13 protein-coding genes are annotated in these 16,316 nt (G+C 71.8%); 8 read left to right on the forward strand and 5 right to left on the reverse strand.

From position 1 onward, the window contains the following. Positions 1-40: 40 nt before the first annotated feature. The 3 genes from ABD143_RS19460 (at position 41) to ABD143_RS19470 (ending at position 3,995) form a co-directional block, all read left to right on the forward strand. Positions 41-1,399: a chloride channel protein gene (locus ABD143_RS19460; protein ID WP_343980061.1), complete on the forward strand. Its 1,359-nt coding sequence runs from the start codon at positions 41-43 to the stop codon at positions 1,397-1,399. A gap of 419 nt (positions 1,400-1,818) precedes the next feature. Further along, complete coding sequence (locus ABD143_RS19465; protein ID WP_343980064.1) at positions 1,819-3,651, forward strand: glycoside hydrolase family 15 protein; 1,833 nt, start codon at positions 1,819-1,821, stop codon at positions 3,649-3,651. Positions 3,652-3,695: 44 nt separating this feature from the next. After that, positions 3,696-3,995 (forward strand): DUF3040 domain-containing protein, encoded by a 300-nt coding sequence (locus ABD143_RS19470; protein WP_343980067.1) that lies wholly within the window; start codon positions 3,696-3,698, stop codon positions 3,993-3,995. A gap of 18 nt (positions 3,996-4,013) precedes the next feature. On the opposite strand, the gene ABD143_RS19475 is transcribed toward ABD143_RS19470, so the two are convergent. From ABD143_RS19475 to ABD143_RS19485, 3 genes are read right to left on the reverse strand one after another with little or no spacing between them, the layout of a single operon-like run. After that, the gene (locus ABD143_RS19475; protein ID WP_343980071.1) at positions 4,014-5,666 is read right to left on the reverse strand and encodes an MFS transporter; all 1,653 of its coding nucleotides are present in this window, start codon (positions 5,664-5,666) and stop codon (positions 4,014-4,016) included. Positions 5,667-5,710: 44 nt separating this feature from the next. Further along, positions 5,711-6,247, reverse strand: coding sequence for a hypothetical protein (locus ABD143_RS19480; RefSeq protein WP_343980074.1), 537 nt, complete (start codon positions 6,245-6,247; stop codon positions 5,711-5,713). After that, positions 6,244-6,687, reverse strand: coding sequence for an SHOCT domain-containing protein (locus tag ABD143_RS19485; protein ID WP_343980076.1), 444 nt, complete (start codon positions 6,685-6,687; stop codon positions 6,244-6,246). Before ABD143_RS19485 ends, ABD143_RS19480 begins: the two co-directional genes overlap by 4 nt. A 212-nt stretch (positions 6,688-6,899) precedes the next feature. On the opposite strand from ABD143_RS19485, the gene ABD143_RS19490 reads away from it, so the two are divergent. Together ABD143_RS19490 and ABD143_RS19495 are read left to right on the forward strand one after the other, a co-directional pair. After that, positions 6,900-8,096, forward strand: coding sequence for an AI-2E family transporter (locus tag ABD143_RS19490; RefSeq protein WP_343980079.1), 1,197 nt, complete (start codon positions 6,900-6,902; stop codon positions 8,094-8,096). Positions 8,097-8,193: 97 nt separating this feature from the next. Beyond that, positions 8,194-8,514, forward strand: a complete 321-nt coding sequence (locus tag ABD143_RS19495; RefSeq protein WP_343980082.1) for an amphi-Trp domain-containing protein — start codon at positions 8,194-8,196, stop codon at positions 8,512-8,514. A 59-nt stretch (positions 8,515-8,573) separates the two neighbouring features. Here the strand turns inward: ABD143_RS19495 and ABD143_RS19500 are convergent, their stop codons facing one another. Then, positions 8,574-9,944, reverse strand: a complete 1,371-nt coding sequence (locus ABD143_RS19500) for a diacylglycerol/lipid kinase family protein (RefSeq protein ID WP_343980085.1) — start codon at positions 9,942-9,944, stop codon at positions 8,574-8,576. A 177-nt stretch (positions 9,945-10,121) separates the two neighbouring features. Between ABD143_RS19500 and ABD143_RS19505 the strand changes: the two genes are divergently transcribed. Beyond that, complete coding sequence (locus ABD143_RS19505; protein ID WP_343980088.1) at positions 10,122-10,646, forward strand: NUDIX hydrolase; 525 nt, start codon at positions 10,122-10,124, stop codon at positions 10,644-10,646. Between the two features lie 79 nt (positions 10,647-10,725). Continuing rightward, positions 10,726-12,168: a DUF2252 domain-containing protein gene (locus ABD143_RS19510; protein ID WP_343980092.1), complete on the forward strand. Its 1,443-nt coding sequence runs from the start codon at positions 10,726-10,728 to the stop codon at positions 12,166-12,168. Between the two features lie 95 nt (positions 12,169-12,263). Here ABD143_RS19510 and ABD143_RS19515 read toward each other — a convergent pair whose 3' ends face one another. Next, on the reverse strand, positions 12,264-14,885 hold the full coding sequence (locus ABD143_RS19515) for a winged helix-turn-helix domain-containing protein (RefSeq protein ID WP_343980095.1): 2,622 nt from the start codon (positions 14,883-14,885) through the stop codon (positions 12,264-12,266). Between the two features lie 518 nt (positions 14,886-15,403). Here ABD143_RS19515 and ABD143_RS19520 point away from each other — a divergent pair. Further along, the gene (locus ABD143_RS19520) at positions 15,404-16,279 is read left to right on the forward strand and encodes a hypothetical protein (RefSeq protein WP_343980098.1); all 876 of its coding nucleotides are present in this window, start codon (positions 15,404-15,406) and stop codon (positions 16,277-16,279) included. Positions 16,280-16,316 lie beyond the last annotated feature (37 nt).

Below are 16,316 nucleotides of genomic sequence, written 5' to 3' on the forward strand. Positions count from 1 at the left end.
GCCCGAGCCGACGGGGCGCGAGCACGAGGAGGACCGGACGATGTCCGACACGGCACCTCCCGCCGCTCCGGCGGGCGGGGCGGCGGCACAGGGGGCACCGCCCCCGGACGCCGCGGAACAGCTGCGGTCGCCCGCCTACCTGAGGCTGCTCCTGCTCGCGGCGCTGATCGGCGTCCCGATCTCGGCGGCGGCGTACTTCTTCCTGCAGCTCGTCGACGCGCTCCAGCGGTGGGTCTTCATTGACCTCCCGCGCGCGCTCGGCTTCGCCGCGACGCCGCTGTGGTGGCCGCTGCCCGTGCTCGGGATCGCCGGGGTGCTTGTCGGGCTGACCATCCGGCACCTCCCCGGCGGGGGCGGCCACTCGCCGGCCGACGGGTTCCAGCCACGGGGCGCACCGACGCCGTCCGAGCTGCCGGGTGTGCTACTTGCCGCACTTGCGACCCTCGGGCTCGGGGTGGTGCTCGGGCCCGAGGCGCCGCTGATCGCCCTCGGTGCGGGGCTCGCCGTCTGCGCGGTACGCCTGACCGCCCGCGACGCGCCCCCGCAGGTGGGCGCCGTCGTAGGGGCAGCCGGAAGCTTCGCCGCGATTAGCGCACTCCTCGGGTCCCCGATCCTCGGCGCGTTCCTGCTGATGGAGGCATCCGGACTGGGCGGGGCGGCGCTCGGGCTGGTGCTGCTCCCCGGCCTGCTGGCCGCCGGCATCGGTGCGTTGATCTTCGTCGGGCTCGACGCCCTGACGGGTCTGGGGGAGGCGTCGCTGGCGTTGCCCGGGCTGCCGCCGTTCGACCATCCCGACCTCGCGCAGTTCGGTTGGGCGCTGGTCATCGGGGTGCTCGCCGCCGTGGTGGGGACGGCTGTGCATCGGATCGCCCTCGGCCTGCGCGACCGGATCGCGCCCCACATCGTCCTGTTCGCCCCGGTGGCCGGGCTCGCCGTCGCAGGTCTCGCGATCGCCTACGTCGCTGCGACCGGCGGCAAGCTCTCGGACGTGCTGTTCTCCGGGGAGGCGGCGATGGGGCCGCTGCTGCAGAACAGCGCCGGGTATTCGGTGGGCGCCCTGCTGATGCTGCTGGTGTGCAAGGGGCTGGCGTACGGCGTGTCGCTGGCGAGCTTCCGGGGCGGCCCGATCTTTCCGGCCATGTTCCTCGGCGCGGCGGGCGGCCTGGCGTTGTCGCACCTGCCCGGGCTGCCGCTCGTCGCGGGGGTGGCGATGGGGATCGGCGCGATGTGCGTGGTGATGCTGCGGTTGCCGCTGACCTCGGTGCTGCTGGCGACGCTGCTGCTGGCCTCCGACGGGCTGGCCGTGATGCCGCTCGTGATCGTGGCGGTCGTCGTCGCGCACGTGGTGGCGGCGTGGCTCGCCCCAGCGCCTGCCGCACCGGACGTGCCCGCCGGATGAGGCCGGCCCCCGCTCATGTCGATCTCGCGCGGTCCAGGGCGCGGGTGAGCTGCTCCAGCCGGGTTGTCGAGGTCCCCGTCCACGTATCGGAGCAACCCGGGTGTCGGCGGCGCCGCCGTCGAGTCCGCGTCGATGCCGTTGTGATGCAGGGACCGCGCGGCGTAGTGACGAAGTGCGTCCACGTCCCCGCCGGTCCTGGCGTCGCTGCGGTCATGTGGCGTGCCTCCCTTCACAGCGGTCCGGGACTGTCACCGTGCGGCGGCCGCGGACAGGCCGCATCACCCTGCCCAGGTGAGCGTGCGGAGCCGCCCGGGCACCGCGAGTAGTCCTCCGGCACGGGTGATGCCTCGGGGTCCGGTCCGCGGCACGGTTCACGGTCGGCCGGACGCCGTGTTCCGGGCACCGCCGAGGAGGCAGCTATGACCGAGGCATCGATCGCCGACCATGGCCTGATCGGTGACCTGCAGACGGCCGCGCTGGTCAGCACGGACGGGTCGGTCGACTGGTTCTGCTGCCCGCGGTTCGACTCGCCCAGCGTGTTCGGTGCGCTTCTCGACGACGAGCGCGGCGGGCACTTCCGGGTGCGGCCCGCCGACCGGGCCTACACGACGAAGCAGATGTACATCCCGGACACCGCCATCCTCGTCACGCGGTTCAGCACCGAGGCGGGGGCGGGGGAGGTCGTCGACTTCATGCCGCCCACCGGCCGCGAGGCGACCGGGAACCACCGGCTGGTCCGGATGCTGCGCTGCGTCCGCGGCTCGATGACGTTCGAGGTCGATATCGCCCCGCGGTTCGACTACGGCCGTAGGGCGCACCGGACGGAGCTGACCGCGCAGGGGGCGGTGTTCAGCACCGAGGCCCTGACGTTGACCCTGCACCCGGTGCGGGAGCCCGATGACGCGCGGTTGGCGCACGTCCGGGTGGATGAGGGCGACCTGCGGGTGACGGTCGAGCTGGCGGCGGGGGACGTGCGGGGTGTGGTGCTGGAGTCGGGCGCCGCGGGGCCGCCGCGGGAGATCCGGGTGGCGGAGTTCGAGCGGCTCTTCGACGACACGGTGGCGTTCTGGCGCTCGTGGCTGTCCCGTTGCACCTACTCGGGGCGCTGGCGGGAGACGCTGGAGCGTTCGGCGATCACGTTGAAGCTGATGACCTATGCCCCGTCCGGCGGGCTGGTCGCTGCGCCCACGACTGGGCTGCCTGAGCAGGTTGGTGGCGAGCGCAACTGGGACTACCGCTACACGTGGGTGCGTGACGCGTCGTTCTCGGTGTACGCGCTGCTGCGCCTCGGCTTCGTCGAGGAGTCGGCGCAGTTCAGCCTGTGGTTGCGGGACCGCGTGGAGGAGCGCGCCGGGGGCGAGGGCGGCCCGCTGAACATCATGTACCGGGTGGATGGGTCCTCGGACCTCAAGGAGGACTCGCTGGAGCACTGGTCGGGTTACCGCGGCTCGCGTCCGGTGCGGGTCGGTAACGGCGCCGCCGACCAGTTGCAGCTCGACATCTACGGGGAGGCGGCGGACAGCATCTTCTTCGCCGATGCGCGCGGGCTGCAGGTCGGGCATCGCGGCTGGTCCGCGATCCGGGAGCTGCTGGATTGGCTGGCCGCGCATTGGGACCAGCCGGAGGAGGGTATCTGGGAGACCCGCGGCGGGCGGCAGGACTTCACCTATGGCCGGTTGATGTGCTGGGTGGCGTTCGACCGCGGCATCCGGATGGCAGCGGCGCGGGGGCGCCCGGCGGCTGTGGAGACGTGGACGGCGGCGCGTGACGCGATCTATGAGCAGATCATGGAGAAGGGCTGGGACGCCGAGCGGGGGGCGTTCGTTCAGCATTACGGCAGCTCGGTGCTGGACTCGTCGCTGCTGCGGATGTCGAGTGTCGGGTTCATCTCCCCGTATGACCCGATGTGGGCGTCGACGTTGCGGGCGATGGATGCGGAGCTGGTGACCGACAGCCTGGTGTACCGGTATGACCCGGGGGCGTCGCCGGATGGGTTGCGGGGTTCGGAGGGCACGTTCTCGCTCTGCTCGTTCACCTATGTCGATGCGCTGGCGCGGGCGGGCCGGCTGGACGACGCGCGGTTGGCGTTCGAGAAGATGCTCACCTACGCCAACCACGTGGGGTTGTTCTCGGAGGAGATCGCCCTGACCGGTGAGCAGATCGGCAACTTCCCGCAGGCCTTCACCCACCTCGCCCTGATCGACGCCGCGATCACCCTCGACCAGGCGCTCGACCGGGCCGCACGGAAATGACGGGGAACAGCACGTCCGCCGTCGAGCACGGGTAGGAGCCGGTGATGGCACTCAGCCGGCGGGAGCGGCGCGCACTACGTGAGATCGAGGAGAGCCTCTCCGCGGAGGACCCGGCGCTGGCGGTCCTGATGCACACGTCCGGTCGGACCCGGCGCGAGCGCGTACTGCGCATGATTATGAAGCTGGCCCTCGGGGTGGCGGTGCCGCTGGTCGTACTCGGCCTTTTCCTCTCCGATGCGGGCCTGCTGACCAGCGGGTTGCTGATGATGGTCTTCCTCCCGCCCACACTGTGGCTGGTCGCGTTCCTGATGGGCGAGGACGACAGTGAGCGGGGCGACGGCTGAGCGAGCCGTGCGCGGCGGTCACCTCCCCTCGGTCGGACTCGGTGGCGCCGCGTCTGACGCTGCCGAGCGCTGGGGGCGGTCCGGCACTCGCCGCGCTACGAAGAGCCCGACGAGCGTGATCATCGCGAGAACCGTGAGCGCTGACCGGAGCCCGTCGACCCGGGCCTGCTGGTTGACGTCGAGCGCGGCCTCGGCCACGGCCGGAGGGGTGCCGGCCTGCGCCAGCGCCTGCTGCAGCGCGGCATCGGAGAGGAAGGGGACCCCGCCGGCGAGCTGGACGGTCGCCTGGGACTTGACCTGCTCCGGGATCGCCGGGTTCTGCTCGACGCCCTGGAGGAACGAGGTGGTGAGCGCGGTGATGAGTATCGAGCCGGCGAGTGCCGTGCCGATCGCCGCGCCGAGGTTCGTGGAGGTGTTCTGCAGGCCGCCCACCTCGGGGCTCAGATCGTCGGGCACCGCGGACACCGTCACGGCGCCGAGCTGCGAGGCCAGCGCGCCGATCCCCAGGCCGGCGAGCAGCAGCGGGATCGTCACGATGCGGGCGTCGGCAGCGGGGTCGATGGCGGCCACCAGCACCACGATCCCGGCGAACATCGCCAGCAGCCCCAGCCGGACCACGCGGCGGGGTGAAGCGTCGGGGAAGAACCGCGGAACGCCGACGGCCGCTGCGAGCAGCGTGATCGAGAGCGGCAGGATGCGCACGCCGGTCTCGAGCGCGGAGAGCCCGAGCGCGACCGACAGGAACAGCGGGATGATGAAGAACAACCCGGCCTGCACGAGGTACTGCACGAAGAACATCAACAGCCCGCCGGTCATCTGCCGGTTGCCGAACATCGACGGTCGCACCAGCGGTTCCCCGCCCGCCGCCTCCAGCCGGGACTCCTGTTCGAGGAAGCCCAAGATCACCAGCAGCCCGGCGAGGACCAGCCACACCGTGGGGGATATCCCGAGGAGGGACGGCGCGCCCGGCTTCGGCTGCACCCAGCCCCACTCCGCCGACTGCAGGACACCCAGCACCGCCGCGCCCAAACCGACGGCGACGAGCACGGAGCCGATGACGTCGAAGGGGCGCCGGGCCTCCGGCGGCGCGTCCTGGACGCGGCGGGCCAGGGCCAGGATCCCCACGACGACGAACACTTCGCCGACGAACACCCAGCGCCACGAGAAGTACGTCGTCGCGATCCCGCCGATCAGCGGGCCGACCGCCACCGCGACTGCGCCCGCGCCCATCACCAGGCCGTACGCGCGGGGCCTGCCCTCCGCCGGGAAGTTCCCGGCGACGAGCGCGACGATCGCCGGCAGGATCAGCGCGGCTCCGATCCCCTCGAGCACCGACCAGCCGAGCACCAGTATGGCCAGGTTGGGGGCCAGCGCGGTCGTGAGCGAACCAAGGCCGTAGATCACGCACCCGATCGCAAAGGCCCGCCGCCTGCCGATGATCGAGCCGATCTTTCCGCCGGTGACCATCAGCATCGCCATCACCAGCGTGTAGAGGGTGATTGCGGCCTGGATGCCGGTGACGGTGGTGCCGACGTCCTCGGCGACGGTCGCGATCGCCACGTTCATGACCGAACTGTCGAGGGTCATGAGGAACTGGCCGCTGGCGAGCGTCAGCAAGACCCCGCCCGCTGCCGCCGCCGCGGCCTGCGGTGCCGCCTCACTCCTGCTCATACCTGCCAACCCCGTGAAGATCAGTGCAGTGAAGATCAGGAAGATCAGTGCAGTGCGAGCTTCAGCACGATGACGGCCACGCCGAGCAGGGCCGTCCCGCCCGCCCACAGGAGCGAGGCCCCGACCGGCGTGCCCGAGCGGCGCGCGGCGTCATACCCGATGCCGGCGAGCAGCGCCGTCGACAGCCCCAGCGCCGAGAGAACGGCGCCCGGCAGTTCGGCTCCCAGCGCCGACGTCACGAGCAGCACGACAACCGGGGCGTACGACGACTGCAGCATCGGCCAGCCGCGCCGCAGCGCCTGGCCGATGCGCCTCCGGTTGAGCGCCCGCCCGTGCACACCTTCGGCGAGGACCTCCGCGTACCGCTCGGCAACCCAGTAGACGAGCAGCGTGGCAACCACGGCGACCACGACCTGCCCGAGGGTGCCGTGCAGGCTCGCGGCCACCATGACCCCCGACCCGACCACCAACCCGTGGATCGCGTCTGTCAGCTCCCGCTCGTCGGCCCAGCGGGAACTGAGGAACCCTGCGGAGCGTCGGCGTGGCCGGGCCTTGCTCTCGCCGGCGTCCGCCCCGGTCACGGCGTGGCGGAGACCGGGCGCTGGTCGGCGTGCCGTCCGGCAGCGGCCGCCGCGGGTTCCTGGCCCAGCACCTTCGCCTTGGCCCGCTCGAACTCCTCGGGCGTGAGGGTTCCGCGGTCCCGCAGGTCCGCGAGCTTGGCCAACTCGTCAGCCGTGCTTGTGCTGGTTCCGGCGGTCTCCCGGACGTACTGCCCGAAGGCCTGCTCGTTGCGCTGCGCCTGGGCCCTGGCGCGCTCGTTCATCGACTTGCCGCGGACGATCAGGTACACGAGGGCACCCAGCCACGGCAAGACGACCAGGAACAGCGTCCACAACGCCTTCCCCCAACCCGACAGCTCGTGGTCCCGGAACATGTCGCTGAAGATCGCGATCAGCAGCCAGATCCAGGTGAACAGGATCATGAACCAGAAGATGGACACCACCACGTCCCACAGAGGCATTTCGAGCTCCTTCAAACACGCCTGGGCGCCGCTACGGGTGCGAGGCAGCCACTGATCGCGCAACGGTCGCCCGCACGCGCCTGCTCGGCATCACCCGCCGCGGATGACCCGGCCGGGCCGGCCCGTCCGGACCGGGATCGGCACTGGTCGGCGCCGTCATCCACCCGCGGCGGGTGACGCCGCCGGACCGGATACGCGCCTAGCGTCGCGGCGTGACCGCTTCGGCTATCGACCCCCCGGCCGCCCCTGCGGTCCCGTCGCCGCGGAACGGCGCGGGCCCGCGCGGGAGCGGCCTGCCGCGCGCCCTGGTCATCCTCATCGGCGCGGCCTCAACCGTGGTGGTCGTCGCCGGGGTGCAGGCCGTTGCGTGGCTGATCGGCCCGGCGTTCATGGCGCTGATCATCGTGATCGCGGTCGCGCCGGTGCAGGGCTGGCTGCGACGCCACGGCTGGCCCGGGTGGGCGACGTCGCTCGTGGTGGTCGTGCTCGTCTACGCGATCCTGTTCGGCCTCGCCCTGGGGATCATCATCTCCGTGGCCCGGCTCGCGACCGAGCTGCCGCAGTACGCGTCGGCGGCCGACAGCCTGCTGAAGTCCGCCTCGGCGGAGCTGGCCTCGCTGGGAGTGGGACCGGACCAGATCAACCAGGTGAAGAGCTCCCTGAACCTCGGCAACCTCGCGGGCGTGCTCGGGTCGCTGCTGGGCAGCATCGCCGGGCTGGCGACGAACTTCGTGTTCCTGCTCGCGCTGCTGCTGTTCCTCAGCGTCGAGGCCGGGGGCACCGGCGACCGGCTCGCGTCCATCGCGGCGGACCGGCCGAGGATCGCCGAGGCGCTGGGCCACTTCGCCTGGGGCACCCGGCAGTACTTGCTGGTGACCACCATCTTCGGGCTCATCGTCGCCGTGCTCGACACGATCGCGCTGGCGATACTGGGCATCCCGCTCGCCATCACCTGGGGCCTACTGGCGTTCGTCACGAACTACGTCCCCAACGTCGGGTTCATCATCGGCGTGGTGCCGCCCGCCCTGCTCGGGCTGTTGACCGGCGGGCCGCAGCTGATGGTGATCGTGATCATCGTCTACTGCGCGCTCAACTTCGTGGTGCAGTCGCTGATCCAGCCCCGGTTCATCGGCGACGCGGTCGGGCTGTCGGTCACCGTCACGTTCCTCGCGCTGGTGTTCTGGGCGTGGCTGATCGGCCCGCTCGGGGCGATCCTCGCCATCCCGCTGACGTTGCTGGCCAAGGCCCTGCTCGTAGACATCGACCCGCAAGCCCGGTGGGCCGATGCCCTGCTGCGCTCCTCGCCGAAGGAGCCGGACCCGTCGGCGCCGACGCCGACGAAGAAGCCGCGCCGCAAGCGCCGCGCCCAGGCGGAGCCCACGGCCGACATGACCACCGCGCCCACCTGAGCGACCCCGCCGTCGGGAACGCGGCTGCGCCGAGCGCAGGCCGCGGCCGAGCAGGGCAGGGCGACTACCGGCAATCGAACAAGGACGGAGCCGTTCCATGTCGGACGTTGAGATCAGTCGCACCGAGTCCCTCACGCGCCAGCAGGCCGCGCGCCTGCTCTCGGCCCTGGCCGACGCGCTCAGCGCGGACGGCAAGGTGGAGGTCGAGCTGGGTTCCAGCACGCTCAAACTCCATGTCCCCGACAACATCCAGTGCGAGGTGGAGGTGGAGGTGGACGGCGACGAGGTGGAGCTCGAGGTCGAGCTGACCTGGTCGACCGCCTCAGCGGCCACGGTGAACTCGGCGGCGGCCGTCCAGCCCGCGGTGGCGAAGCCCGTTCGCCCCCGGGCCGGCAAGGCCGGGTCGGCGCGCTCCTGACCGTCTGACCGTAGGCGGTCGGCGTGGCCGAGCAACTTCCCCGGGCGCCTCAGCGTGCCTCAGCGTGCCGGGCGTCCGGCGAGCACCCGCACGAGCGCGTGGACGGTACTCCCGATCCCGGGTGGCGCCGCGGCCGCGGGGGAGGCGCCCGGCGCGTCCACCGGAGTGCGCACGCGCAGCGCTCCGGGGAGCGACCGGAACACCAGCGGCGGTGGAAGCGCCAGCGCCTCGCCGTCGACCCCGACGGCGACGAGCTCGTCGGCCGAGTCGACCGCGAACTCCGGCGTCGTCCACTCGCGGTAGCCGCGGAACTGCGCGATGCGCCCGGTGGCCTCTGCTGAGGCCAGAGCGGGGATGTCCCGCGCCCGGTCCACCGTCACTGTGACCACGCCGAGGATGCCTGCGTCCATCCGCTGCCGGGTGCCGAACCCGCCCAGCGTGTCGAGCCGGTAGACGCCGTTGGAGATGAGCACGACGTCCGCCGAGCTGCTCTCGGCGCCGTCGGGGCCGGTGAAGCGGAGGTCGAAGCCCTTCGCGGTCGGCCCGAGCATGTCGGGAAGCAACTGCGCGGTCGTCGCGAGCTTCGCGTCTCGGTAGGCGTCGGACCGCACGACGTTGGCGTACACGCCGAGCGAGGCGTTGTTCACGAAGACGCGGTCGCCGAGCAGCGCCAGGTCGATGCGGCGTTCCACCGCCGGGCCGTAGGCGTCCAGCGCGGCCCGGACGTCGTCGCGGTCGAGCCCGAGGTCGAGCGCGAAGTGGTTGCGGGTGCCGGCAGGCACGCACACGAACGGGAGGTCGTGCTGACGTGCGACGTCGGCGACCAATGCCTGTGACCCGTCGCCGCCTGCCATACCGATGACGTCCGCGCCCTGCTCGGCTGCGTGCTCGGCAAGTTTTCGCAGGTCGTCGCCGCGGCGGAGCACGATCGGCGTGACGCCGCGGCGCCGCGCCTCGTCCTCCAGCGCGAACCGTTCGACCTTCCCGCCGCCCGACCACGGGTTCATCAGCAGCACTCCGCGGCGGGCCGGGCCGACGGACCTGGTCCCCGCGGGCGCGGGGACCAGGTCGTGCCCAAGCGCGACCCGGGCCGTCGCGGTCGACAGGATCACGAGACCGATCAGCACCGCGACCTGCGCCACGGAGCTGATGAGCAGCAACACGATCCCGACCAGTGCCAGCAATGCCACCGCGGTCGCGGCGATCCTGCGGCCACCGCGGTTCACCAGCGCGGTCCATCCGGCGAGGACCGCGATGACGACGAGCACCAGGGCGAGCAGGAACCGCCACGGGTTCTGCACGAGACTTGCGGCCACGACCACCACGGCGGCGAGCAGCGCCACGAGCGCCACGGCCGCCGCCGCCCGCCGTCTGGCTCGAGGGGGCGGTGGAGACGGCGATGCGGTCCGGCCTTCTGCGTCGAGGTCCATGACACTCCGCCTCCTCCGGGCCCGACTGCGGACCACCACCGTGGCGCCGAGGGTCGCGCCCGTCGTCACCCCGGCCGGATGACCCGTGGTCTCACCCGGCTCGGGGGATGCCGGGAGCGTCCGCTGTGTCCGAACCTGTGGGCCGCGGACGAGCGGCGGACCGAGGCGAGGCGTGTCATGACAGACGTCAGCATCACGCCTGGACCGGGACGCCATGGCGGGAGGGTGGCCAGGCGGGTGCACTTCCACGACCCCGACGCTCCGGTGGCGACGGTTGTCGCGCCGTCGGTGTTCGTCGCAGTGCGTGAGGTACAGGGCAGGCTGCTGCTGGTGCGGCGGGCCGACAGCGGCGCGTGGGAGCTTCCCGGCGGGCGCGTCGACGTCGGGGAGAGCGCGGTCGAGGCCGCGGTACGTGAGACGGCCGAGGAAGCCGGCCTACAGGTGAGGATCACCGGGTTCGTCGGGCTGTTCACCGACCCGGCGCACGTCGTCCGGGCCGCGTCCGGCGGTCAGGTCCGCCAGCAGTTCGTCGTGTGTTTTCACGGCTGGAGCGAATGGCGCAGGCCCCGCCCGGACGGGCGCGAAATCGCCGAGGCCGCCTGGTTCGACCCGTCCGACGTGACGGCCCTGCGGCTGGAGTCCGGGGCCCGCCGGTGGATCCACCACGCACTCGCCGGGGCGAGCGAACCCCACCTCGAATGAGCCCGGAACCAGGAACTGAGCCCGGAGCCTGGAACGAGCCCGGAGCGGGGCGTCCAGTCGTGCGAAGGAGTGACCAGCGATGACACAGGTGACAACCCGAGGCAGCGGCGGTCTGCGGACCGACGCGATGCCCCGCCCGACCCGCGAGCAGCGGGTGGCGCGGGGGAAGGCGGCCCGAGCCGAGGTGCCGCGCTCCAGCCACGCGGAGTTCAAGCCGGCTGCTCGGCGGCCCGACCCGGTGACGTTGCTGGCGGCCCAGGCCGCGTCCAGGGTGCCGGAGCTCCTGCCGATCCGGTACGGGCGGATGGCCGTCTCCCCCTTCACGTTCTTCCGCGGCGCGGCCCTGCCCATGGCGAACGACCTCGCGGGCACCCCGCGGACCGGGCTGACCGTCCAGGCCTGCGGCGACGCCCACCTGGCCAACTTCGGCCTGTTCGCCTCACCGGAGCGGAACCTCGTCTTCGACATCAACGACTTCGACGAGACCCTTCCGGGGCCATGGGAGTGGGACGTCAAGCGGCTTGCGGCCAGCCTGGAGATCGCCGGGCGGGACAACGACTTCTCCTCCAAGGAGCGGCGGGCGATCGTCCTGGCGGCGACGTCGGCGTACCGGCGCACGATGCGGGAGTTCGCCGACCGCACCGCGCTCGAGGTCTGGTATGCCCACGCCAACGCGTCCACAATCGAGGCCCGGTTCGGCCCGGAGCTCAGCGGCGCGCTGCGCCGGAACATGTCCCGCTCTTTCGTGAAGGCGAGGACCAAGGACAACCTCGGGGCGCTCGGGCGGTTCGCCGGCACCGATGGCGGACGGCCCGCGATCATCGGCGACCCACCGCTGATCGTGCCCCTGCGCGACCTCGTGGGCGAAGGCATGCACCCGGCCGAGGTCACGGAGCAGTTGCGCGGCATGCTCGAGTCCTATCGGACGTCGTTGGAACCGGAACGCCGCGAACTGCTGGACCGGTACTGGCTCGTGGACTTCGCTCGCAAGGTCGTCGGCGTCGGGAGCGTGGGCACCCGCTGCTACATGGCGCTCCTGCTCGGCGACGACGAGCACGACCCGCTGTTCCTGCAGGCGAAGGAGGCCTGCCCGTCGGTGCTGGAGGAGTACGCCGGAGCCAGCGAGTACGACAACTGCGGCCAGCGTGTCGTCGTCGGGCAGCGGCTCATGCAGGCCGTCGGCGACATCTTCCTCGGCTGGGTCCAGGTGCAGGGCTTCGACGGGCAGACCCGGGACTTCTACCTGCGGCAGCTGCGGGACTGGAAGGGATCGGCCGAGCTCAGCGCGATGGTCCCCAAGGGGATGCGGGCGTACGGGGAGCTGTGCGGCTGGACCCTTGCCCGCGCGCACGCCCGCAGCGGTGACCGCGTGGCGATCGCCGCGTACCTCGGCTCGGGCCCGGCGTTCGACGAGGCCGTAGGCGACTTCGCGGCGTTGTACGCCGACCAGAACGAGCGCGACCACAGCGCGCTGGTGGAAGCGATCTACTCGGGCCGTGTGAAGGCCGAGTCCGGCCTGTGACCTGCGGGACGGCACACACCGCCCCGGTGCTGCACACACCGTCCATCGGGTGTCCGGTACCGGCTGGGTGTGTGCTGTGCCGTCGGCGCGGGACACTAGCCCAGGCGCAGGGTGCTTGTCAGCAGGCCGTGTTCGTGGGCCGTGAGCACCGCCAGGCGTCTGCTGCTGACGCCCAGCTTGGTGTAGATCGACCTCACGTGGCTCTTCACGGTGTTCACCGAGACCGTGAGGTCGGCGGCGATCTCGTCGAGCGACAGCATCGACGGGAGCAGCCCGAGCACGGTGAGCTCCCGCTCGCTGAGCATCGCCCGCCGTTCCGCGCCACCGGCACCCGCCGCGATCGCACGCTCGGCGAACGCGTCCGAGGCGCCGAAGCTGCCGTGCTGGTGCACGAGCAGCTCGCGGATACCTGGGCCGGCATGCGCGAAGGGGCGGAGCGCGTCGAGCGGCTCGGCGACGGCCAGCGAGCTCTGCAGGGCCCTGCGGGCGGCGGGCCGTTCCCCGGAGGCGACGGCGAGCGACGTCTCCAGCAGCCACGAGTCCACCAGGGTGTGCGGAAGAAGGGCCGGCACGGCTCCGTTCAGCACGGGGCGGAGAAGCGACCGCGCGTGCTCGTGACGGCCGCCGGTCGCCTCGGTCCACGCCTGCATCACCACCAGCTCGGCGTTGTCGCTGGTGCGGTCGGCCAGCCACCCCCGCACCGTTCGGGCCGCAGCGGAGTGCCCGAGCAGCAGCGCCGCGCGGAACTCCAACATCGCGAGCGAACCGACTTGCTCCGCACTCGCCGAAACGTCGCCGAACTCGGAGCGGGCCTGTTGCAGCTGGGCCAGCCCGCCCGCTCGGTCCCCGAGGTCGAAGGTGGCGGCGCCCTGGACGGCGTGCAGAGCGAATCGCAACCGGGGAGACGACGCCGCGCCCCCCAGCGCCAGGCCCTGGGTCGCGAGGCGCTCGGCCTCGTCGGTATCGGTCCGCATGAGCGCGGAGTAGGCCAACATCGCCATGGCCGCGCCGGACCACGTCGAGTCCTCCCATCCGTGCTCGCCCGCCTTCGCGACGGCCTGGACGCTCAACGCCCGCATCGTCTGCACCTCGCCCGCGCTGCCCGCGACGCCGGCCAAGAGCGCGAGGCACTGCAGCGTCAGGTAGTCGAAGCGGTGGCTCCGGCTCAGATGCAGCGCGGCCTCGAACTCCACGCGTGCCCCGGCCAGGTCGTGCCGCTCGAGTCGGGTGGTGCCGCGGCTCAGCCGGGCCAGCGCCTCCAGTTCGGGTTCGGTGGGCAGCTCACTGATGTCCCTGACGGCGAACTTGGGCGGCGACGGTGGCGTCTGGGCCACCCCGGCGCTGAACTGCTCGGCCACGGCGCGGAGCACGGACAGGCCCGCGGAGCCGTGGGCGGGCCAGGACTGCCGGGCATGGCGCAGATCCCCGCGGGCGGCGCGGAGCTCGCCCGCCTCGAAGTGGGTCAGCGCCGAGATCAGCGCCAGCCAGGGATTCGTCGCGACAGCCTGCGCGCCCGCGGTGGCCAGGGCGCGCCGAAGCGGCCCGTGGTCCCCGGCGAGGATCAGCGGAACGGCGAACTGGTGCAGCAGGCCCTTCAGCAATCCCGCGTCCTGGCTCAGCGCCGCGTGGTCCAGGGCCTGGACCGGTTCGAGCCTGCCCGCCCACCACCGGGCGGCGACGCGGTGCAGGTCGGTTGCTCGCTGCACCCCCTGCCTGTGGAGGTCGGCGCGCAGATGCGCCCGCAGGAGCTCCTGGACGCTGTAGGCGTCGCGCTGACACCCGGTGGGTGACAGCAGGGAGGTCTGGCGTTCGAGCCGGTCGAGCAGGCGGCCGGCGTCCTGCCGCCCGGACAGCTCGGCGGCGAGGTCCGTAGGGATCGGCTCGCTGATGCTGATCGCCCGCAGGAAATCCTGCACGTCCGCGGGCAACCCGCTGAGAACCTCCCCGACGAGGTAGTCGGCGACGGAGCTCTCGTTGCCGGAGAACTGGGTCACGAACGCGTCCAGGTCGGCGGACTCGGCCGCACCGGTTGCGGCCAGGCGCAACCCGGCGGCCCACCCGCCGGTTCGCTGATGCAGCAGGTCGACCTGGGCGGGCGTGAGGTGCAGCCCCGACTTCTCCAGCAGCGCCGTCGTCTCGCTCACCGAGAAGCGCATCTGCGCGGCCCGCAGCTCCCACAGCCTTCCCGCAAGGCGCAGCCGGGGGAGGGACAGTGGGGGATCCAGCCGGCTGGAGAGGACGAGCTGTACCCCGGGGGTGCGGTTGCGGGTGAGGATCTGCATGCCGTGCAGCGCCTCGGTGTCGACCAGCTCGTGCACGTCGTCGAGGATCAACCGGATGGGCCGGGGCAAGGCCCCGAGCGCGTCGATGAGCTCGGCGAGGAACTCGGGCTGGGCGTCGGCCCGCCAGACCCAAGGCCCGTGCAGGCGGCTCGAGTCGGGAACCGACGGGCAGGCTGCGAGCGCGGCCACGATCGACGCCCACAACCTCCTCGGGTCGTTGTCGTCGCGGTCGAGGCTGACCCATGCCGTGTCCACGCCCGGGCTCGTGCGCGACCAGTCCGCCAGCAGCAGCGTCTTGCCGTAGCCGGCGGGGGCACACACCAGCGCCATATCGGCGGCCACACTCGCGTCGAGCTCCGCGCGAAGGGCAGCCCGTTCCACGAACTCGGGAGGCAGCGGCGGAATCGCGATCTTGGTGTGCGGTACGAGCGGCACAGCGATCAACTCCCGACAGGCCGTCCGGCCCCCCCGGGTAGTCCACGCGATCGCCTTGTTCGACGTTCGGCTGGATCTCCGGCGGGTCTGATTCACATTCGATCTTCAGCGCGTGGCGGTGGGAGAATCACGATAGAGCTACGGACAGGTTGGTGTCCATCGACATGAAGCTGCGACAACCCTCTGTGAATCTGCGGCTAAAATGTAACGCTTCGGCATGTCGTTGCAGGTAGCAGCCTTCGGCTTTGATCGGTAGGGGTCAGATCTGTTCGTGCTCCCGCAGTGGGAATGCTGAACCTATGGACGGGCCGGGAACATCAATATCCCGCGAACCTGATCGCCGTGACGAAAGTGCAGAACGATCTGGCGGCTGCCGTGCGCCACGGGGTCTCACATGCGTTTCCCTGGGCTTCAGGACGCACCCGGATCATCCGGGCAGGGCGATGCCCGGCGGGCTCCGGCGGAGGAGGGTGGCACCTTGCGCCGGTCCGGCCGGGCCCGAAGGAAGCGAGAGTTCGATGGTGCGTGCGCGATACGAGGTGCGGGTGAGCGGCTGGGTGTCCGAGCGGGTGCGGAGCGCCTTCAGCGCGATGGACTTCCAGGCGGTCCCTCCTCAGACGATCATGTTCGGGGAAGTGATCGAACAGTCCGATCTGTACGGCCTGCTGGCCCAGTGCAGCGCCATGGGTCTCGAGGTGATCTCCCTGGAACGGCTGCCGGACCCGTCCGACGCTCCTGCCCGGTCACCCGCCGGGGATGAGGTCGCGACGGTCGGATGCGTCGACCCTGGCCCTCCCGGCACCCGGAGGCACGACCCGGAGCGCCGGCCGCGACGGAGAGGGAGAGAGATGAGTATCGGACCTGTGCAGTTGATCGTGCTGGGGTTCCCCGAACCGGACTTCCACGGCGGGATCATCACGGAACTGGAGCGCCTGCGGGAGAGCGACACCGTTCGGGTGATCGACGCGCTGGCGGTTCACAAGGACGCCAACGGCGAGGTCGAGGTGGCCCACCTCAGCAACCTGACCGACGACGAGGCGGTCGAGCTCGGCAGCAAGGTCGGGGCGCTGATCGGGCTCGGGATCGAGGGGGAGGCGGGCATCGAACCGGGCGCGGAGGCCGGCGCCGCCGCGGCAGCGAGCGGTGCTCGCGTGTTCTCCGACGAGGACGCATGGGACGTGCTGGAGGACATCCCCAACGGCTCGGCGGCGGCGCTGCTCCTCCTCGAGCACGCCTGGGCCGTCCCACTGCGGGACGCGGTGGCCGCCGCCGGCGGTTACCGCATCGGCGACGCCTTCATCAGCCCGCTCGACCTGGTCGGGATCGGGATGGTGTCCGCGCAGGAGGCAACGGACCTGCACGACCTCGAGACGGCCGGCGTCGGCGCACGGTGAGGTCGGTCAGCGCCCGGTCGGCGCTCGTCCGGCCGCA

This window comes from Pseudonocardia aurantiaca (genome assembly GCF_039526725.1).
Taxonomy (GTDB): domain Bacteria; phylum Actinomycetota; class Actinomycetes; order Mycobacteriales; family Pseudonocardiaceae; genus Pseudonocardia; species Pseudonocardia aurantiaca.